Consider the following 19,261-nt stretch of genomic DNA (forward strand, 5'->3'; position numbering starts at 1 on the left):
GAATGAACAAGCAATCGCACAGTGCCTTGCTGTGGATCGTCGCGGCAGGGTTTTTCATGCAGGCCCTCGACACGACGATCGTCAATACGGCGTTGCCCAACATGGCCGCCGCGCTTCACGTAGGCGCGCTCGACATGCGCCCTGTGGTGGTCGCCTACGCCCTCGTCATGGCCATGCTGACACCCGCGTCCGGCTGGCTTGCCGACAAGTTCGGCACGCGACGCGTGTACTTCACCGCCATCCTGATCTTCGTACTCGGCTCGCTGTTTTGTGCAACCGCACATACGCTCAATGAGCTGGTGATCGCCCGTGTGCTGCAAGGCGTCGGTGGTTCGATGCTGCTGCCGATCGGACGCCTTGCGCTGCTGCGCAGCGTATCGAGCGAGGAATACATTGGCGCGCTCGCGTTCGTATCGATCGCTGGACAGGTTGGCCCTCTGCTTGGCCCGGTGCTTGGCGGCTGGTTTGTCGAAACAATCGGCTGGCACTGGATCTTCCTGATCAATATTCCGATCGGTGCGTTCGGTTTGTTCGCCGTGCGTCGGTTCTTGCCGGCCGGCGCGCCGGTCGCACCCCCGCCTTTCGATGTCATCGGCTTCGGGCTGCTGTCGGTCAGCATGGCGAGCGTGTCGCTCGCGCTCGACTGCCCGGTTGAAACGCACCGCGCGCTGATCAGCAGCATCCTGTTCGCCGTGTTCGTGCTGACCGTCGTTCTCTATCTGCTGCATGCGCAGCGACGCCCGTTGCCGCTGTTCGATCTCGCCCTGTTCCGTGAACGCAATTTCAGCGTCGGACTGATCGGCAACCTCGTCGCTCGCGTGGGCAGCAGTGCCCTGCCGTTCCTGCTTCCGTTGCTGCTCCAGGTGCAGTTGGGTTACAGCCCGCTGCAGTCGGGCCTGGTGATGCTTCCTATCGCCATCGTCGGCACCATCGCCAAGCGCTGGGTGACGCCTTTGATCTTGCGTTACGGGTATGAGACGTTCTTGCTCGTCAACACGCTGATCGTTGGCGGCTCGATTGCCTCATGCGCGTTGATTTCTCCGGGCTGGCCGCTCGCGCTGTCGCTCGTTCAGCTCGCCATCTTCGGCGCGACCAATTCGATGCAGTTCGCTGCGATGAACAGCGTCACGCTCAAGGGTTTGACGCCTGCCCAAGCCGGCAGCGGCAACAGCCTCTTCTCGATGATCCAGATGCTCGCCATGAGCCTGGGCGTCACGATCGGCGGAAGTCTGGTGGGCGTCTTCGCACGTCACTTCGACAGCACAGGCCTCGGTTATCGGCTCTCGTTTGCGTGCGTTGGCACGATTACGCTGCTGTCGGCGTTTGTGTTCCGGTATCTCAATGCGCCATCCGCGCGGAACACCCAGCCGGCCGTCGCGCGCGGCTGATTCATCGAGCTGAATTCACGGGGGCCGGTTCCCGGCTATGTAGGGGGTCGGATTCTCGGGCTGGCGTCGCGGAACCGAGTCGACGCCTCTGTGACGGGGTCAGAGCGACAGCCAAGCATCGCTGTAGAAGAACGGGCTCCCTCGCTCCTGTTGCATCGACCGCTCCAAGCTGATCGATTTATAGATAAAACGCACGACATCGCAAATTTGCGGAACAAGTCGCGTGCAGACTCGTCCAACGTTTGAATCTTACATCTTGTAAGGTTTGCGTTGGCCGCGTATGCTGGCAACGCTGTCTCCTGCCAATAAGGATTTGTGATGTCTGCCTTCCCTGTTTCTCGGTCCCGTCGCTTTCACGGCGCGCTCGGCAAACGGCTCGCGGTATTGAGCCTGGCCGGCATCCTCGTGGCAAGCGCGCTCGCGCCGCTCGACGCGGAAGCCAAGCGCATGGGCGGCAGTCGAAGCTTTGGCCGCCAGACCCAGATGGCGCCCTCTCCGACGCCTTCTCCATCGCCGTCGTCGCCCTCAACCGCGGGCGCTCAGCGTGCACAGCAAGCGCAACCCGCGCAGCAGAATGCTGCTCCGGCCGCAGGTGCGCCGGCCGCCGCGGCAGCTCAGCCGCGTAACCGCTGGCTCGGACCGCTCGCCGGCATTGCCGCCGGTCTCGGCATCGGCGCGCTGCTCTCGCATTTCGGTCTGGGTGAAGGGCTCGCGCAAATGTTGTCGAGTCTGTTGCTGATCGGTCTGGTCGTTTTTGCGGGCCTCGCGCTGTTCCGCTTCTTCGCGCGCAAACGTCGTCCGGATCTTGCGTACTCCCACGGGCAAGCGGGTTCGCCGCGCAACGGTGACTTCGCGCGCGCCGCGCAGCAGGCACCGGCACAGCATGCGTCCACACAACAGTCGTCGATACCGCAGTCGTCAAATGCGGCATCGCAGTCGTCGTACGGAGGCTATTCGGGCACGCAAGGATTCAGTGTGCCCGGTGCTGCATCGTCCGCATCGGCCGGGTCGCTACGCACGGCGGTCGAATCCGGTCACGTTCCGGCGGGCTTCGATACCGATGGTTTTCTGCGTACGTCGAAGGTCACGTTTGTTCGGCTTCAGGCTGCATGGGATAAAGGCGATCAGGGAGATATCTACGAATTCACCACGCCCGAGATGTTTGCTGAGATCAAGATGGATCTCGAAGCGCGTGGCAAACAAACGAACCGAACGGACGTCGTCGAGCTCGATGCGCAGTTGCTCGGCGTAGAGGAGCTTGGTAGTGAGCAGCTCGCCAGCGTGCGCTTCCACGGCTTGATTCGTGAAAACGAAGGCGAGTCCGCGCAGCCGTTTAACGAAGCATGGAATCTGATTCGCGACGCGCGCCGCGATTCAGCATGGCGTCTTGCAGGCATTCAGCAGATCGCCTGACATCAAATAGCCAGTCGGGCTGGCTAACGCGGCAGCTCGATCTGCTTTACAGCGTTCATGTGTTTGGGGCGACCAGCCGTTCGGGGCAGGTCGCCCTTTTTTTATCTGTGGCAAAAGTCGGCGGCGAGGGGCTGAAGCGATGCAGTGCAGCCAGGGCCCGCAGGATGGGACGAAGCTACGACGTGCAGCCGGGGCCTGCGGCAAGGGACGAAACCTATGGCGTGTGAAGCCAGGGTTCTCGAAAAGGTACCAACGAAAGCAGGCCCACAAAAAAATTGAGCGACCCTCCCTCTCGGGATCGGTCGCTCAAGGTAGACGTCTCGTACTTGGACACCTACCGGAGAGTCAATGCATGCAGGCTTAGGCGGTGACGCGCGTCGGTTGCGTGACCATCTTGCCCAGGCTGCCATCGGGGCGCGCGAACAGCGTCGAACCGTAACCGCTGGCGTCGACCAGTTGCACCGAAAGCGTCTGCGTGAAGCTGATTTCCACTTCGAGCGATGTGCTCGACGAGATCGAGCTCACGCCAGTCGCCCCCGACGTTCCATTCGTGCCGTTTGCACCATTCGCACCGCTCGCACCATTGGCACCGTCGTTGCCATCCGCACCGCTCGACGCATCCGTCGAACCCGTCGACGACGCGCTGTTCGGATCGAGCGCCTGACGTGCGAGGTCGAGCAGATCCTGAAGACGCTTCTGCGTATCCTTCGTGCCCATCAGCGTCGTCTTCGATACCGAGTCGAGCAGTTGCACGAGCGAGCTTGCTTCGCTCTTCACTGCCGACAGCAAGGTCGTCAGCGAATCATTGCCCGAACCTGCCGCGCCGTTCGCGCCGCTGCCATCGTTGCTCGTGGCACCGGCGTCGGTCGCGCTGTTCGATTGAGACTGGTTGTTGCTGCCGTCGCCCGAATCGCCCGTGTTGGCAGCATCCGATGCACCTGCAGCACGCGTCGTGACGAGCATCGCAACGGTCGTCGCCGATGCGATGGCGGCTTCAGCGTCCGTCTCCTTGAGCGGCGAGTTGGCGCTCGGCGCTGTCGTGCCATTCAGCAGCGAAGCGGGCATCGCGTTCTGAAGCGCAGCGAGCGCCGATTGCGTGGCTTGTCCGAAGCTTTCGAATGCGGGCGTGCCCGACATCGAGCCGTCACCGCTCAGCGCGATGCCTTGCGTCGAACCGTCGAGACCCGGGAGGTCCACGATCACGACCGGGCCCGTCGGAGCCGTGCCCGTGCCCTTGATTTCGCCGGTGTACTGCGCCGTCGAAACGGTCTGCGAATTCATCGCGACATTGAGCTGGCCCGATGCGTCGATGCTGATGTTCAGCGTGCCCGAGCGTTCGGTCTGCGTGACGCTGTTTGCCGTCCATACGGCGTTGCCGCCATATGCACCTGTCGCCGACACAGTCGACGAAGAAATCGAATCGTAGCTCGACGACAAGCTCAGCGGATCACCATTCGCAAGCTCGGTTTCGAGCGACTGCGACATCTGGCTCGCCTGGTCCTGCGTGAAACCGTTCTGCGTCAGCAGCGCGTTGAGTGCCGAAGCGAGTTCACCCGCCTTGCCTTGCTGGATTTCGCGCTTGCCGGTTGCCTGATCGACATACGTCGCCGAGTCGATCGCTTGTGCGAAGCCGACGGCGAATTGGCCGGCCGGTGTCGATGCCGACACGCCGGAGAGATTGCTGCTCAACGAAACGGAAGCCGACCCCGTCTGCGACGAAGTCAGGCTCAGGTCGAGTTCGCTGACGTCATCGAAAGTCGTCGAGCTATTCGTGCCGCTCGAGTAGTTTGTGGCATGCGGTGGACGCGTAATGGCGCCGAGGATGCTGGACATGAAACTCCCGTCGAAAGACAGAACGAATGCGAGGCGAGCGCTGTGTATCCGCCCCCCGCTACTAGTCCCGTTAACGGCAGTGAGTCTTACGACTTGAGAAATATTTGTAGGGAATTAAAGATGCAGATTGAATGCGAGTGGTTAGACGACGATCGCGGATGAATCATGCGAATTCGACATCGATAACGGTGCATATGCAAGTGATGCGGCGTATCAACGCACCGTTGGCTTCCCGCCATGTTTTGTCGCCTGCGGTGCCTCGCCCCCGCAGCGCTCGGTCACTGCAATGCCTGGTCGCTGCTCTGCCTGGTCACTGCGATGCTTTGTCATGCAGTGCCCCGCCACGGCAACTCGCGACTTACTGCCCGAACCCCGTCAATCCGATCAACGCCCCGCCCAACAGCAGCCACAGCGGATGGATCCGCGTACGCACGGTCAATACCGCGCAGACGCCGGTAATCGCCCACATGATCCAGTGCGTATCGGCTGACATCGAGATCAGTACCGCACTCGCGGCAACCAGTCCGACCGTCACGGGCACCAGTCCCGCCTGTACAGCGCGCCGCCACGGACGGTCTTTGAACCGTTCCCACGCATGCAGCACCAGCATCGTGATGATCGAAGACGGCCCCATCTTCGCGACCGTCGTCACGAGCAGACCTTGCCAACCAGCCACGTGCCAGCCGATCAGCGGCACGACCATCAGGTTCGGCCCCGGCGCTGCCTGCGCCAGCGCATAGAGCGCGCTGAATTCCTGCCCGGTCATCCAGTGATGCACATCGACGACCTGGCGATGCATTTCCGGCAGCGTCGTATTGCCCCCGCCAAAAGCGAGAAACGACAACTCCCCGAATATCAATGCGAGTGCGATCAGCGTCTGTGTCATCGTGCGCACCTCACCGCGAGTGCAATCAGCGTCTGCGTCATCGTGCGCACCTCACTACGAGTGCCATCAGCGTTGGTGTCATCGCGCGGACCTCACGGCAATCACGATGCTCAGCGGGGTCAACACGAGCATGGCGAGCGGCAGCGGAACACGCAGACCCGCGATCGCAACGAGCCCCAGTACAGCAATGCCGATCGCGGCGGGCTTGCCGCGCAACGGCAGCGCGAGCTTGACGGCCATCGCGACGAGCAAGCCGGCAGCCGCGGCAGCCAGCCCCGCAAACAAATGCTGTACACGCGGATCGCCCTGTGTGCGCTCATAGATGACACCGAGCACGATCACGATCGCCGTCGGACCACCGATCAGTCCGAGGATCGCCGCCAGTGAACCGGCAACCCCGCGAAACCGCATCCCGATCGCCACCGACAGGTTGATCACATTCCCGCCGGGCAGGAACTGACACAAGCCGAGCAGTTCCGTGAATTCTTCCGGTGTCAGCCAACGCCGCTGCTCGACGATCGTGCGGCGTGCAAGCGGCATCGCACCACCGAACGCCATCAGACCAAGCCCGAGAAAGCCAAAGAACAAGTCGCGCAGACTCACATGGGCGATGGGCCGCCTCTCGACATGGTGTGCCGCGTCGTCGTGCGCGGCGGCGTCCCCGGCTACGTCGCCGGACTCGCGCGCAATGTCCTGCGCCGAAGCGGGACGGTCATCAGGTTTGGGTTTGTCGCTCATGCTGAACCCGCCGTCGGCACCTGCCGGCCACGCAGGAAATCAACGAAAGCGCGTAGCGGCCCCGGCATATGCGCGCGGCTCGGATAGTAGAGAAAAGGACCGGAGAACGATTGCCACCAGTCCGCGAGAATCGGCACCAGGCGCTGTTGCTCGAGCGCGGGCCGCAGGAATTCTTCAAACGTGTAGACGATGCCAAGACCCTCGATGGCCGCCCGAATCGGCAAATCGGCGACCGACGCGAAGATGGGCCCGGTCGGCGTGATCCGCACGACTTCGCCCTTGCGCATGAACTCCCACACCGCGAGCACGCCACTGTCGAATCGATGCCCCATGCACGCGTGGTCCACGAGTTCGCGTGGATGTTTCGGCGTGCCTTTGCGCGCGAGATAGTCAGGCGATGCGGCCGCCACAAAGTGCTGCGTGCGCGGACCGATCGGCACCGCAATCATGTCGCGCTCGATGCGCTCGTCGTACCGGATGCCCGCATCAAAGCCCGCGGCGAGCACGTCGATAAACCGATCGTCCGTCACGATTTCAACAAGGATCGCGGGATGCGACGCCAGAAACTCGGCCAGCAACCCAGGCAACACTTCGCGCGCCACGATCGACGGCACATTGATTCGCAGCGTGCCCGTCGGGCTGTCGCGAAATCCGTTGACCGCATCAATCGCTCCGGCGATCTCGCCGAACGCCGGCGTCAACCGCTCGAATAAGCGTTGGCCGGCCTCGGTCGGCGTCACGCTACGTGTCGTGCGGTTGAGCAAGCGCACCCCGAGTCGCGTTTCGAGCCGACGCACCGCTTCGCTCAGCGATGACGCTGAAACGCCGCGGATCGTTGCAGCCGTGCGAAATCCCTTCGCCTGAGTCACGGCGACAAAAGCACTGAGATCGGAGAGTTCGGGTTCGGTCATCGTGCGGCGGGCCGTACGGTCCCGGGTCAACAGGCCGCGATTGTCGCACGATCGAAAAGACAACCGCGCGGTGGATTCCCGACGCGCGGCAATGGAACTACGTCAAAGAGCACGCAGTAAAACGATGGCGAAGCACAAACACAAACAACAACCGCATTCAATCGGCGCACGCTCGGCGTGGGCGATCGAATGCGGCGTACTGCGGTACTACATCAGACGGCTTAGCCGTTGACGAGATCCTTGAAAGCCTTGCCTGCGGTGAACTTCACCGTCTTGGCGGCCGGGATCTGGATCTCTGCGCCGGTGGCCGGGTTGCGGCCCGTGCGTGCTGCACGTGCACCCGTGCCAAACGAGCCGAAGCCGATCAACTGGACGGTGTCGCCCTTGGAGACCGTTGCCGTCACGACATCGATGAATGCATCAATGGCTTCGGCGGTCGCGGCCTTGCTCTCGCCCGTCACGGCGGCTACTGCATCGACTAGTTCCTGTTTGTTCATTCTCGTCCTTCGATGGGTTCGTCCAGCGCCCAAGGCGAGCGCCGGAAGGGGGACACGTTACCGGACACCAAGGCCTCGCGCAACCTGCAAGCCAACGCCCACGGGGCTTTGCACGATTTCTCGGTGCGGAAACAAGTGCTTGGCGATTTCGAGTGATGGCACTTGTGTCCGTCGGGCAACACGAAAAAACAATCAAAATTCGGTCAACATCCCAACTATCGGGAATTTGACCCGGTGCGACGGCACCCTTTCGACCGCTTCTGATATTGCGCGACGGATCGTTCCGAAGGAACCCACCACAAAGTAACTCGATGTAATCAGGGGTTCACTTGCATTTCTGTAAGCCAACCTTTATAAATGCGAATCACTCTCATTAAATGACACGATCGTCCATCGATCGGCACCGGATTCCCAGCACATGCAAGCCACCCAGTTCGAGACGCAACCCAACGTTGCCGACACACCCGCTCGTGAGATCGAGAAAACGCGGTCGCGTCGAGGCGTGTTTCTCAAGTGGCTGCGCCGCATCCATGGCTGGATCGGACTCTGGGGCGCCGTGATGGGCCTGCTGTTCGGTGTGACCGGTTTTCTGCAGAACCACCGCGCGGTCATGAAGATCAAGACCGGCGAGCCTGAAGTTTCAACCATCCAGGTGGCGCTGCCCTCGCCGCCCAAGTCGCCGAAGGACCTCGCGAAGTTCCTGCAGTCCGAACTCAAGCTTGAGAACGTGCCGATGGGACGCGTTCAGAAAGAGCCCGAGCATCCGGTGAGCTGGGGTGACCAATCGGTCATCCAGCCCGAACACTGGACGATTCGCTTTGGCAACACGCATTCGCAAGTGACGGCCGAGTATTGGAAAGGCGCGAGCGCAGTCAGCGTAGAGCGACGCGACCAGGGTGTGATCGCCACCATCGAAGCACTGCACCGCTCGAATGGCGCAACGATCGGCTGGATTCTGCTTGCGGACTCGATTGCCGGATCGATGATTCTGCTGTCGCTGACCGGCGTGATTCTGTGGACCGGACTCAACAAGCGCCGCACAGTGGGCGCATCGATCTTTATCGTGTCGGTGATCGCGATGATCACGCTGGCCGCGCAATCGGTTTGAGGTTTGTGATTCTCGGTTAGCGGCCGGTGGCGGACGAAGCGGGCCGTCCATCGGTCGCGCCCGATGCTCCGCTGCGTGACCCGCTCAGAGAATTCGCAAGACGGCCGAGGGCACTATGCAATTCCCCCTCACTGCGCCGTACCGGTCATAACCGATTTATCTTCTCCAGATGTGCCGAAGCGCACTGAAATGCGTCTCCGATTCGAGGAGACTCAAACGCTGAAATCGGCGTTTCTGCGCCACACACTATCCAGTCGTCCAAAAAAAGAAAAATACTCGCTGGCTCTGCGGGAATTTACTAAAAAATTTTCTGCCGGACGCTGGTATCCTCATACCATAGTGTGTAATTTTGTCCGATACCCTTTGCCTTACCAAGTTTTACCCCAGCGGCGGCACAGGATATACTCGGACAACTAAACAGCATCACGCCTCTTCTAAACAACGCGATATACGATTTACGCGTTCGTTCAAACAAGCGATTGACACCCGGTCATTCCGCCCGATTCGCAGAAAATAACAAGATTCCACCCTATCAAGTTTTGATGTTTGATGCCGATAAGCGACGGTCATTTCGGTTTCCGTATTATGGTTTTCCGTGCGTCATTTCTGTGAATTGAGCACAACTCGTCTTCGAATCCCTCACTACGATCACGAATACCGACCTAACGGTAATAGGTCTGGTTTCATATAACGGTAGTTACGGGATTTCTGAGCCATGCGCAAACTTCTCAACCTCTTCGTTCGCGACGATTCTGGCGTTTCCGCCATGGAATACGCGATCCTCGCCGGCGTGATCCTCGTCGCGCTCACGGCAATCGGTTCGGGCACGTTCCAAACCGGGTTCTCGGATCTGTTCACCCATCTGTTCACCAAGGTCCAGGCGGCTGCGGGCGGCTAAATCGGCGGCAAGCGGCGGAACATGGCGATGTTCGGGCGGAACGCCCGAACACGCCAGATTTGAATCTGCTTGATCCCCTTCCCAGCCGCTCGCTGGCCGAAGTACATCGCAACGCGCGATGGTGCGTGCCTGCGCTTGCCGTTTTCTCCCGAGATTGTCGTGTTGGCGTTCTCCCTGTTGATTCGCTTGACCGCGCTCGCCGTGCTGTTATGGCTTGCTGTGGTCGATGTGCGCACGCGTCGTTTGCCCGTGCGGGGTGTGCTCGTCATCGCAATGCTTTACGCCGTTGACGCAGTGATTTCCCGAACACCCATTCACGTTGTGCTCACGCATGCCGTTATCGCAGGTGTTGTATTCGCTGCATGCGCTGTCTTGTTCTTTTTCCGCATGCTTGGCGGAGGCGACGCAAAACTCGCTGCGTCCATTTTCCTGTGGGCAGGGCTCGAAAACGCATTTGACGTGCTGTTGTTTGTCTCCGTCATCGGCACGTTCGTTGGAATTCTGAGTGTGGCGACGCTGCGCATGAAGCAGGACCAGCGCAATGGCTTGCTCAAGGCGCTCTCGATGTTTTCGGCGAAGCGCGGCGTGCCATACGGAGTCGCGCTGGCATTGGGCGGAGGCCTGGTCATCGTTGCACCCGCTGTATTGGCTTATGTATCGACGCGCTAGGACGTCGCAGACATGTCGAACATCATCAAATTCGCGCTCCTGATTGCGCTCGCCCTAATCAGCGCGCTTCTCGTGCGCGTCGCGGTCGGTAGCCTGACCCATTCGCCGACAGCAGCGATCAAGATGGTCAAGATCCGTACGAGTGCTGCCGATCTGCCGCAAGGCTTGCTGTTGCGCGACGACGATCTCACGTGGAAAACGGTACCGCCGAACCAAATCCCGACGAATGCCATTGTCGAACATGCGCAAGGCGGCGCGGATATCAAGGGCGCGTTGCTTCGCCATCCCGTTGCTGCCGGCACGTCGCTGACCGTCGACGACGTCATTCTGCCGAGTGCGCCCGGCTTCCTCGCCGCGACCCTGAAACCCGATATGCGGGCGATCTCGGTCGCCGTCGATGACGTCTCCGGAAATGCTGGCCTAATCCAGCCGGGCGACTACGTCGACCTGCTTCTGACGCAAAACCTCGATCGCCGCACGGACGCTCCTGATCTTTCGGTGGCAAGTGAGACCGTTGTGCAGCACGTTCGTGTGCTCGCCGTCGGTTCTGAAATCAAACGCCCCAAGGGAGACGATTCCGCGCCCGACATTAACAACCGTGCTCGGACCGTGACGCTCGAAGTTACGCCGCGCATGGGTGAAGTCATCTCGGTCGCCGCGCGCCTCGGCAGTCTGTCGCTCGCGCTGCGCAGCTTCGCGACCGTATCGCGAGATCCGGCTGCGGCATCGTCTGCTTCTGCTGCAAATGCATCGGACGCTTCGGCAACACCGCCCGTATGGGCCGGCGACATCTCACGCGCGCTGCACGATCTGCCCAAGCCGCACGTACAGACGGAATCGGCGCCGATCGTTGCGACAAGCACCGTCGCGATTCCACGCAGTGTGACAATCTATCGTGGTTCGGAACAGACTGACTCGCTCGCCCCCACCGGCTCGAGTGGCGGCGCAGGTCCGAACACCGTCGTTCCGCCGTTGCCTGGCGTGCAGCCTTCGACGGGGTCGCGATGAAGCCTCATTCCACGCAGGTGCCATTCGCACCGCATCAGGACAGGTCCATGAAATTGATGCAGTACCCGCGGCGTCCGGTTGGGATGACCCTCGCGGCTATCGCGCTGAGCGTTGCCATTGCCGCGTCGCCCCGCGCACTGGCGGAGCCCGGAACATCAGCTGGCGGTGCGATCGTATCGAACCCCGCGGCAGTGCGTCCCATTCCCGCTCGCATCGCTCCAATCGCACAACCGACCGCTGCGGTTGCCACCGAAACAGACGCAACGGTCGACACAGGTGTGAGGCCTATCGCCTCGCTGTCGCCCCATGCGCCTGAAGCGGCGCAGTACGCCGCCCTATCGCCCGCGACTTCGTCGCCGGGTCCGCGGACCGACGCATTGATCGCGGGCAATTCAAATGCGCCTGCAAACCGGAACGCTCCGCAGCTGTCGCGACCGGCCGCAATGTCCGCTTCCACCGCTGCGGTGAACGAGTCTCAGCCGTCCGGTCCCGTCGTGATGCAAGCCGATGTCGATCCGACGCAATCAATTTCGCTTGGAGAAGGCAAGGGCACCCTTGTTCGTCTCAACGCGGACGCCACCTCGGTGTTTGTTGCGGATCCCGCCATCGCCGATGTACACGTACCGTCGCCGCGCGTGATTCTGGTATTGGCAAAGAAAACCGGCGCGACCACGCTCTACGCACTCGGCGCGGGCAACAAGACGCTCTTGCAGCGAAACGTTGTCGTGCAACGCGATATGGCCGCGCTGCAGTCGATGATGCAGGCGCGCTTTCCCAAGGTGAGCATCCGCCTGACGGAAGGCACCGGGTCGCTCTATGTGACGGGTGAGGCTCCCAATGCATCGGAAGCCGACGCCATCGTACAAAGCCTCACGCCCTACCTCGCGGACAAAGAAATGCTCGTCAATCACATGACGATCTCGCGACCGCAGCAGGTACAGCTTCGCGTACGCATCACCGAAGTCGATCGAAACGTGACGCAGCAATGGGGCATCAACTGGCAGGCGATGGCGTCCGGGTTCGGCCACTTTGCCACAGGCATATTCAGCGGTACGCCGCTGTATAACCTCTCGTCTCCGATTGCGAATTCGACCGGTGGCACGACCTATCCGGTCAATATTCCTTCAAACGGCGCATACGGCATCTTCGGTGGCTTCAATACCGCGCATACGAGCATCGAGGCGATGATCGATGCGCTGAACCAGGAAGGCTTGCTGACGATCCTCGCCGAGCCGAATCTCGTCGCTGAATCAGGCCAGACGGCGAGCTTCCTCGCAGGTGGCGAATTTCCGATTCCCGTGTCGCAGATCAACGGTGCCATTTCGGTCGAGTTCAAGCAGTTCGGTGTCAAGCTCGATTTCACGCCGACTGTTGTCGACGACCACCACATCAGCATCAAGGTGCGCCCGGAAGTCAGCCAAATCGACACCACCACCACGGTGACGACCAACGGCATCACGATCCCTGGGTTGAGCGTGCGTCGCGCCGATACGACTGTCGACCTGTCCAGCGGCCAAAGCTTCGCCATTGGCGGTCTGTTGCAAACGAACACGACAGACGTCGTTCAACAAGTTCCCGGTATCGGCAGCATCCCCGTGATCGGCAAGCTCTTTTCGTCGACGAACTATCTGAACAACAAGACCGAGCTCGTGATCATCGTGACGCCGTATCTCGTCGAACCGGTGAGCCCGGCAAAACTGCACACGCCGCTCGAATCGCTCCGGCGAACCCTGTTCCCGTCGGGCGATATCGAATACGGATTCGAGCGCCAGCAAGAACTGAGCAATCCGAGTTACGTGCCACCTGCTGATCCCAACTCACTGCCGAGACTGATTGGCGGTGCGGGCTATGTTTATTGAGGCCTGATCAAGATGAGCCACTATCGCCTCGCCCTCGTATGCGCATCGGTCGTCACGATGTGCGCCCTTGCCGGCTGCTTTCCGGCACCGCGCACGATGCCGGATGCATCGTTCATTCGCGGCGACGAACACGGCGCCGAACCGCCGGATTGTGAGCAGCTGTATCGCCGTTCCGGCTTGCTCGATGGCGGTGTGCCGCGCCCGAAAATGGCGTGGGGATGCGCGACCTATTCGAACCTTGCCGCGCAAGTCGTCAACCCTAAGGATCTGTTCGACCCGGCACCGCTCGGGCCGACGGACGCAAACGTCGCCGCGAGCGCCGTGCGCCGCTACCGGACTGACAAAGTGACGCCGCTCGACACCTCAACATCGCGCAGTGCGCAATAGCGTTCCCTGCACGAACGCGACAACGGCAAACCCAATATGAGTACGACCACCGAACTCAGCTTCAGCAAAGGCAAGGCGGGCGCGCGCGCCGCGGATTTCATTGCCTTCGTTTCGGACCGGCAGACGGAACAGACGCTCAAGAGCTTTGTGCTCGAGCAAGCGATGCCGCATGTGCATATTGCGGTCGGCAACATCGACGATACGATTGCGTACGTCTCGAAGCTCGAGCGGTCGCCCGTCTTTCTGCTCGTCGACCTCCACGGCTCGGTGATGCCCCTGTCGGATCTCGGACGCCTTGCCGAAGTCTGCGAGCCCTCCGTCCAGGTCGTGGCGCTCGGTGAACGTAACGACGTTGGCTTGTTCCGCAGCCTGCTCAAGCTCGGCGTGCACGACTATCTCGTCAAGCCGCTGACCGTCGAGCTGCTCAAGCGCACAATTAACCTGTCTGATGGCAAGGTCGCGCCTGTGGTGCGCTCCCGTGCCGGCAAAACGGTCACGATCACCGGGACGCGCGGCGGCATCGGCGTGACCACCGTCGCGGTGAATCTGGCTCGCCACCTTGCTGACCAGACTCATCGCCGCGTCGCATACGTCGACCTGAATCCTTATGGCGGTGCGGCGAACAGCATGCTTGGCTTGCAGACGAACCACGGCCTCACCGACGTCCTGCAGAACCATCACCGTCTCGACCCGCAATACGTCGAGCGGACGTTGGTGTCGAAGAACAATCGGCTGTTCGTGCTCTCGTCCGAGCTCGAGTATGGCTCTGCGGCACCGATCAACGAAGGTGCGTTGGCCCGCATTCTCACGTTGCTATGCGACAGCTTCCACTACGTGATCCTGGACGTCGGCACGCGCGTTGACGCGCTTGCCAACGAAGCGCTCGACCATTCGGCCCGTGTCTATCTGCTCGCTGACCGCTCGGTGCATTCGACGCGCGAAACGATGCGCCGCCTGCGCTATATCGAGACACGCGACAACGTACCGCCCACCTCGGTGTTGCTGAACAACCCGAACGCGGTGACGAGCGGCCGAGTGAACACCAACGACTTCGCGAATGCGATCAACCGCAGCGTGCTCCACGAGATTCCATTTGAGCCCAAAGCGATCGCCGTAGCGGAAAACCTCGGTGAAACGCCCAAGGACAAGTCGCAGCAAGGATTCACGCATGCGATCAGCCGTATTGCGGGTGACCTGACCGGGCAGCAGATGGAAGCCGCACGTTCGTTGCTCAAGAAGTTCTCGATCAGGAAACGGTGATGTTCGGCAACAAGCGCACACTCGCCCCCGTCGTAGACACGACAATGGCCGAGGCCCCTGAGGCCCCGTCCGTCGTCGGTCATCCGGCATCGGTGCCTCCGACGCAAACCGGAGTCCAACAGGCTGCGGTACCGTCCGTCTCACCTGCGCCGGCGACGTTCGGCGGGCTGGCGCGAGCAGTCGCGGGCCTCGACACGTATTCGGCCGCGACCGTCGGCAATGAGAGTCTCGTGCGCTCGGACCTGTTCCGCATCGTGCGCAACGGTGTCTTCAATGCGATGAACCCGTCGGCGGCCGTCGGCAAGACACGCGAGCAGATGGCGCCGGCCATCGAACAGCTTGTGCTCGAGGTGGCGAACCGCGAACGACTCAACATCACCTTGGCCGAGCAAGGCCTCATCGTCACCGAGCTGCTCAACGACATGCTCGGTGTCGGACCGATCGAACCCTTGCTCGCCGACGAAACGATCTCCGACGTATTGGTCAACGGCCCGGACCAGGTGTACGTGGAGCGCCACGGTCGACTTGAGCTGACACCTTATAAGTTCCGCGACAACGCGCACGTCGTCAGCATCGCGCAACGCATTGCAGCGGCCATTGGGCGCCGCGTCGATGAAAGCAGCCCAATGGTCGACGCGCGGCTCGCCGACGGCAGCCGGGTCAACGTCATTCTGCCGCCGCTCGCCATCCACGGCGCCTGCATCGCCATTCGGAAGTTTTCGCGCAGAAACATCACGCTGCAGCGAATGGCGGCTCAGGGGAACATGTCCGCCGCCATGAGCGTCGTGCTCAAACTGGCGAGCACCTGCCGCCTCAACGTCGTGATTTCGGGCGGTACGGGCTCTGGCAAAACCACGTTGCTCAACGCACTATCGCACTTCATTCATCACGGTGAGCGTGTGATCACGATTGAGGACGCCGCGGAACTTCAGCTTCAGCAGCCGCACGTCGTCAGTCTCGAAACGCGCCCCGAAAACGCAGAAGGCCTTGGCGGCGTGAATCAGCGCGATCTCGTGCGCAATGCGCTGCGGATGCGTCCCGACCGGATCATCCTCGGCGAAACACGCGGTGCTGAAGCGTTCGACGTGCTGCAGGCGATGAACACGGGCCACGACGGCTCGATGACGACGATCCACGCCAACACGCCGCGCGACGCGCTCACGCGACTTGAAAGCATGATCATGATGGCCAACGGTAATTTGCCGTTGGCCTCGATTCGCCGGCAGATTGCCAGCGCGCTGCACCTGCTCGTGCAAATCGAACGGATGCGCGACGGCGTACGCCGCGTCACACGGATTACCGAAATCGTCGGCATGGAAGGCGACGTGATCATCACGCAGGATTTGTTCACCTTCCGCTTCGACGTGTCGGCGTACAGCGATGAAGTCAAAGGCGTCTACGAGACCGCGCCCGTCCGTCCGGCATTTGCGGACAAAGCAGCGTACTACGGGCTTGAGGAGCCGCTCCTCGAAGCGATGCGACCATGAACACCGTCGACGTCGTCACCGCCTGCACGTTTGTGATCGTCATTCTCGCCGGCGTCATGGCGTGGGTGCTGCAAAGCCTTCGTTCGCAGCGCCCGGACGCCCGGATACGCGCACGCGCACTTGAGCAATCCGTGACGATCGGCGCGGCGTCGCACGACGATGCGCAGGCCGACGCCGCGCGCGGCATGATCCGGTCGGACATGCGCAACGGAAAGTTCCATCGGTGGCTGGCTCCGAAGCGTGCCCGAATCGAGACGGTTGCCGGCAAGTATGGTGTGCACATCGTGTTCGCGACCGGCGTAGCGGGTCTCGTGCTCGCGATCGTTGGCGATGAACTCCTCACACTACCCCGCGTGATCAAGGCATTGGCAATTCCCGCCGCCCCGGTCGCATCGGTCATGTTTTGCTACCGGTTTCTTGTCGCTCGCTTCAAACGTCGCTTCCTTGACGGCTTTCCCGATTTCCTCGACCTGGTCGTGCGCGCGGTGCGCGCCGGTGTACCCGTCACGCATGTGATCAGCACATCCGCCCACGAAATTCCCGAGCCGCTTCGCACCGAATTTCAGATCATGGGCGATTCGCTGCGCCTCGGCATGGATATCGAATCAGTGCTCGACATCGCCGCCAAACGGATTGAAATCGCAGATTTTTCGTTCTTCTGCGTGTGCCTGACCCTGCAACGCGAAACCGGTGGCCAACTGGGCGAAACGCTCGAAAGCCTCGCAGGCATCGTTCGGACACGTCGCGAAATCCGCCTCAAAACCAAGGCGCTGACGGGCGAAGCACGTGTCACGACCAAGATTCTCGCGGCGATCCCCCTCTTTGTACTCGGAATCCTTTACGTAACGAACCCTCGATACACGGACGTCCTCGTCAATACGACCTCGGGCCACAAGCTCGCAACGTTCTCACTGATCTCGATCGTTGCGGGCATCGCTGTCATTACTAAGATGTCGCGACTGGATACGACACGATGAGCCCGGACAATTTCAACGCGCTCGTTAACCTTCTGATGCTGCTTGCGCTGCTCGCGGGCATCGCCATTTGGTGGGCGACACAATACGGTGGCCTCCAAGGTCGCATCGCGGAGCGTGCACGAGAGGCGGCGCGTTTCGCCGGAACGGACACTACTTCAGCGGGCGACAACGAGGAAAAAACGGCTCGCGAGCGCTGGCTCGGCCGCCTCGCGCGCTTCGGTGAACACTTGCCAATGTTCGACAATGCGTATCGTGAGCGTCTGAAAGCCGTCTTGCGGCGTGGCGGCTACAGAAGCCCGGCCGCGGTTCCGATCCTCCTTGCGATCAAGTTCCTCTTCGGCCTCGTCTGCGCTGCACTCGCCGTGACGTTCGGCACACGCGTACCGCTCTTCGGTCATACCGCGCTTTTGCGCGGCGCTCTGATGCTCGGCACCTTCATCCTCGGCATGATCGTGCCGGAGTGGTTCATGGCGTGGCGCAGCCGGTCGCGACGCAAATTCATGGCGTCATGCCTGCCTGATGCGCTGGACCTGCTCGTCATCTGCACGAATGCCGGTAACAGTCTCGGCGTGAGCATTCGGCGCGTTTCGCAGGAACTCGCACTCATCTGCCCGCCGCTTTCGGACGAGTTTCTCCTGACTGCGGACGAACTTCAGCTATCGGGTGACAACGAGCGAGCGCTCAATGGTCTCGCGGAGCGGATCGACTTGCCCTCGATCCGCTCGCTGATTGCGACGCTGACGCAGTCGATGCGTTACGGCACGCCCATCACGCATTCGCTGAAGACGCTGTCGCGCACGGAACGGCTCGCCCATATCGTGTCCCTCGAGGAACGCGCTGCCAAGCTCGCTCCGAAAATGGTGATTCCAATGATGATCTTTGTGCTTCCCGGCGTGCTGGCCATCGCCGCCGGGCCCGCCATCATCCAACTTCTTGAAGTGATATCGAAGCAATGACACCTCTCATTCGCTCAACGATCGCCGTATCGTGCGCAGCCGTACTTGCTGCGCTGACCGCCTGCACCACCACCGTGGTCACCCACGCACCGGAAGTGCGCCCGGTCACCGAGAACTCGAACCCGAGCAGCGTCAGCGAAATTCGCATTGCTGACTCGGCGCTCGCGTCCGGCAATATTCAGCTCGCAACGTCCCTCTATCAAAAGCTCGTCGCGGCGGATCCGAAATCCGTCCCCGGACTGACAGGGCTCGGAGATACGTTGTATGCCGTCGGCGACTTCACTCGATCGGGCGTTCAGTACGAGCGTGCATTGCAGGTCGATCCGACGTTCTACCCCGCTATGCTCGGCGCGGCGCGCGTGGCGATCAAGCAGCGTCGACTCGACGATGCGATCGTCCAGTATCGCAAGATCGAAACCCTTAGGCCGAACGACGCACTCGCGTGCGCCGGGCTCGGTACCGCACTCGATTTGAATGGCGATCATGCCGCCGCGCAGGCGGAGTTCCGGCGCGGCCTCAAAGCCAACCCGGGCGACCCGACGCTCAGCGTGAATCTCGGCATGTCGTTGATCCTTGCTGGCAATCCGCGCGAAGCCGTCAACGTGTTGCTCGATGTGACGCGCTATCCGGCAGCGCCGCGAGAAGCGACGCAGGACCTTGCGCTCGCCTACGGCATGCTGGGCAACACCGAAGCCGCCAGCGAAATTCTGGGCGAAGACATGCCCAAAGCCACCGTTGAGGACAACTTGCGCTTCTATGCGTTTCAGCGCGAGCGCATAAAAGCAGCCCGTGGTACGGACAATTCGAAGCAACCCGGTGCAGTCAGCAGCGGTCGCACGTCAGAGAGCGCAGCATCGAGCGTGACCACTGTCTCCACGACGGCGATCGGGGCCATGCCACTTGACGGCGCTCCATCACGTGAGGCCGTCAAACAATGATGCACGGGCGAAACGTTCGAACGTGGCACCGCTTCGCTCGTTCCGAGC

General features: G+C 61.4%; 18 protein-coding genes. 13 read left to right on the forward strand and 5 right to left on the reverse strand.

The genetic code is table 11. The features are described from left to right. The first annotated feature begins 2 nt into the window (after positions 1-2). Positions 3-1,388: a multidrug transporter subunit MdtD gene (gene mdtD / locus ACMFWR_RS21490; RefSeq protein ID WP_413196710.1), complete on the forward strand. Its 1,386-nt coding sequence runs from the start codon at positions 3-5 to the stop codon at positions 1,386-1,388. Positions 1,389-1,706: 318 nt separating this feature from the next. Then, a complete protein-coding gene (locus ACMFWR_RS21495) occupies positions 1,707-2,801 on the forward strand; it encodes a Tim44 domain-containing protein (protein WP_413196711.1) in 1,095 nt (364 codons plus the stop codon). A 360-nt stretch (positions 2,802-3,161) separates the two neighbouring features. Here ACMFWR_RS21495 and ACMFWR_RS21500 read toward each other — a convergent pair whose 3' ends face one another. The 5 genes from ACMFWR_RS21500 to ACMFWR_RS21520 form a co-directional block, all read right to left on the reverse strand. Then, positions 3,162-4,634 (reverse strand): hypothetical protein, encoded by a 1,473-nt coding sequence (locus ACMFWR_RS21500; RefSeq protein WP_413196712.1) that lies wholly within the window; start codon positions 4,632-4,634, stop codon positions 3,162-3,164. 358 nt (positions 4,635-4,992) lie between these two features. Then, positions 4,993-5,520, reverse strand: a complete 528-nt coding sequence (locus ACMFWR_RS21505; protein WP_413196713.1) for a chromate transporter — start codon at positions 5,518-5,520, stop codon at positions 4,993-4,995. A 78-nt stretch (positions 5,521-5,598) separates the two neighbouring features. Next, on the reverse strand, positions 5,599-6,258 hold the full coding sequence (locus ACMFWR_RS21510) for a chromate transporter (RefSeq protein WP_413196714.1): 660 nt from the start codon (positions 6,256-6,258) through the stop codon (positions 5,599-5,601). Beyond that, on the reverse strand, positions 6,255-7,169 hold the full coding sequence (locus ACMFWR_RS21515) for a LysR family transcriptional regulator (RefSeq protein ID WP_413196715.1): 915 nt from the start codon (positions 7,167-7,169) through the stop codon (positions 6,255-6,257). Before ACMFWR_RS21515 ends, ACMFWR_RS21510 begins: the two co-directional genes overlap by 4 nt. Before the next feature lie 221 nt (positions 7,170-7,390). Further along, positions 7,391-7,699: an HU family DNA-binding protein gene (locus ACMFWR_RS21520; RefSeq protein WP_413196716.1), complete on the reverse strand. Its 309-nt coding sequence runs from the start codon at positions 7,697-7,699 to the stop codon at positions 7,391-7,393. A gap of 385 nt (positions 7,700-8,084) precedes the next feature. Between ACMFWR_RS21520 and ACMFWR_RS21525 the strand changes: the two genes are divergently transcribed. From ACMFWR_RS21525 to ACMFWR_RS21575, 11 genes are all read left to right on the forward strand, one after another. Next, on the forward strand, positions 8,085-8,774 hold the full coding sequence (locus ACMFWR_RS21525) for a PepSY-associated TM helix domain-containing protein (protein ID WP_413196717.1): 690 nt from the start codon (positions 8,085-8,087) through the stop codon (positions 8,772-8,774). Positions 8,775-9,489: 715 nt separating this feature from the next. Beyond that, entirely contained in the window at positions 9,490-9,672 is a 183-nt protein-coding gene (locus ACMFWR_RS21530) for a Flp family type IVb pilin (protein WP_413196718.1), read from the forward strand. Between the two features lie 69 nt (positions 9,673-9,741). Beyond that, the gene (locus ACMFWR_RS21535; RefSeq protein ID WP_413196719.1) at positions 9,742-10,341 is read left to right on the forward strand and encodes a prepilin peptidase; all 600 of its coding nucleotides are present in this window, start codon (positions 9,742-9,744) and stop codon (positions 10,339-10,341) included. 12 nt (positions 10,342-10,353) lie between these two features. Further along, positions 10,354-11,349, forward strand: coding sequence for a Flp pilus assembly protein CpaB (cpaB, locus tag ACMFWR_RS21540; protein WP_413196720.1), 996 nt, complete (start codon positions 10,354-10,356; stop codon positions 11,347-11,349). A 47-nt stretch (positions 11,350-11,396) separates the two neighbouring features. Continuing rightward, on the forward strand, positions 11,397-13,208 hold the full coding sequence (locus ACMFWR_RS21545) for a pilus assembly protein N-terminal domain-containing protein (RefSeq protein ID WP_413196721.1): 1,812 nt from the start codon (positions 11,397-11,399) through the stop codon (positions 13,206-13,208). 12 nt (positions 13,209-13,220) lie between these two features. After that, positions 13,221-13,595, forward strand: a complete 375-nt coding sequence (locus ACMFWR_RS21550; RefSeq protein WP_413196722.1) for a CpaD family pilus assembly lipoprotein — start codon at positions 13,221-13,223, stop codon at positions 13,593-13,595. Positions 13,596-13,631: 36 nt separating this feature from the next. Next, positions 13,632-14,855: an AAA family ATPase gene (locus ACMFWR_RS21555; RefSeq protein ID WP_413196723.1), complete on the forward strand. Its 1,224-nt coding sequence runs from the start codon at positions 13,632-13,634 to the stop codon at positions 14,853-14,855. Continuing rightward, the gene (locus ACMFWR_RS21560; protein WP_413196724.1) at positions 14,855-16,342 is read left to right on the forward strand and encodes a CpaF family protein; all 1,488 of its coding nucleotides are present in this window, start codon (positions 14,855-14,857) and stop codon (positions 16,340-16,342) included. Before ACMFWR_RS21555 ends, ACMFWR_RS21560 begins: the two co-directional genes overlap by 1 nt. Next, the gene (locus tag ACMFWR_RS21565) at positions 16,339-17,319 is read left to right on the forward strand and encodes a type II secretion system F family protein (RefSeq protein ID WP_413196725.1); all 981 of its coding nucleotides are present in this window, start codon (positions 16,339-16,341) and stop codon (positions 17,317-17,319) included. The genes ACMFWR_RS21560 and ACMFWR_RS21565 overlap by 4 nt, the downstream gene beginning before the upstream one ends. Continuing rightward, positions 17,316-18,275, forward strand: coding sequence for a type II secretion system F family protein (locus ACMFWR_RS21570; RefSeq protein WP_413196726.1), 960 nt, complete (start codon positions 17,316-17,318; stop codon positions 18,273-18,275). The genes ACMFWR_RS21565 and ACMFWR_RS21570 overlap by 4 nt, the downstream gene beginning before the upstream one ends. Next, the gene (locus tag ACMFWR_RS21575; RefSeq protein ID WP_413196727.1) at positions 18,272-19,213 is read left to right on the forward strand and encodes a tetratricopeptide repeat protein; all 942 of its coding nucleotides are present in this window, start codon (positions 18,272-18,274) and stop codon (positions 19,211-19,213) included. Before ACMFWR_RS21570 ends, ACMFWR_RS21575 begins: the two co-directional genes overlap by 4 nt. Positions 19,214-19,261 lie beyond the last annotated feature (48 nt).

The sequence above is a fragment of the Pararobbsia alpina genome, assembly GCF_965118125.1.
GTDB lineage: Bacteria > Pseudomonadota > Gammaproteobacteria > Burkholderiales > Burkholderiaceae > Pararobbsia > Pararobbsia alpina_A.

What these genes read in the sequence shown, in the direction of transcription:
- mdtD (WP_413196710.1), top strand. Translation starts at nt 3, where the DNA reads ATGAACAAGCAATCGCACAGTGCCTTGCTGTGGATCGTCGCGGCAGGG.
- ACMFWR_RS21495 (WP_413196711.1), top strand. Translation starts at nt 1,707, where the DNA reads ATGTCTGCCTTCCCTGTTTCTCGGTCCCGTCGCTTTCACGGCGCGCTC.
- ACMFWR_RS21500 (WP_413196712.1), bottom strand. Translation starts at nt 4,634, where the DNA reads ATGTCCAGCATCCTCGGCGCCATTACGCGTCCACCGCATGCCACAAAC.
- ACMFWR_RS21505 (WP_413196713.1), bottom strand. Translation starts at nt 5,520, where the DNA reads ATGACACAGACGCTGATCGCACTCGCATTGATATTCGGGGAGTTGTCG.
- ACMFWR_RS21510 (WP_413196714.1), bottom strand. Translation starts at nt 6,258, where the DNA reads ATGAGCGACAAACCCAAACCTGATGACCGTCCCGCTTCGGCGCAGGAC.
- ACMFWR_RS21515 (WP_413196715.1), bottom strand. Translation starts at nt 7,169, where the DNA reads ATGACCGAACCCGAACTCTCCGATCTCAGTGCTTTTGTCGCCGTGACT.
- ACMFWR_RS21525 (WP_413196717.1), top strand. Translation starts at nt 8,085, where the DNA reads ATGCAAGCCACCCAGTTCGAGACGCAACCCAACGTTGCCGACACACCC.
- ACMFWR_RS21530 (WP_413196718.1), top strand. Translation starts at nt 9,490, where the DNA reads ATGCGCAAACTTCTCAACCTCTTCGTTCGCGACGATTCTGGCGTTTCC.
- cpaB (WP_413196720.1), top strand. Translation starts at nt 10,354, where the DNA reads ATGTCGAACATCATCAAATTCGCGCTCCTGATTGCGCTCGCCCTAATC.
- ACMFWR_RS21545 (WP_413196721.1), top strand. Translation starts at nt 11,397, where the DNA reads ATGAAATTGATGCAGTACCCGCGGCGTCCGGTTGGGATGACCCTCGCG.
- ACMFWR_RS21550 (WP_413196722.1), top strand. Translation starts at nt 13,221, where the DNA reads ATGAGCCACTATCGCCTCGCCCTCGTATGCGCATCGGTCGTCACGATG.
- ACMFWR_RS21555 (WP_413196723.1), top strand. Translation starts at nt 13,632, where the DNA reads ATGAGTACGACCACCGAACTCAGCTTCAGCAAAGGCAAGGCGGGCGCG.
- ACMFWR_RS21560 (WP_413196724.1), top strand. Translation starts at nt 14,855, where the DNA reads ATGTTCGGCAACAAGCGCACACTCGCCCCCGTCGTAGACACGACAATG.
- ACMFWR_RS21565 (WP_413196725.1), top strand. Translation starts at nt 16,339, where the DNA reads ATGAACACCGTCGACGTCGTCACCGCCTGCACGTTTGTGATCGTCATT.
- ACMFWR_RS21570 (WP_413196726.1), top strand. Translation starts at nt 17,316, where the DNA reads ATGAGCCCGGACAATTTCAACGCGCTCGTTAACCTTCTGATGCTGCTT.
- ACMFWR_RS21575 (WP_413196727.1), top strand. Translation starts at nt 18,272, where the DNA reads ATGACACCTCTCATTCGCTCAACGATCGCCGTATCGTGCGCAGCCGTA.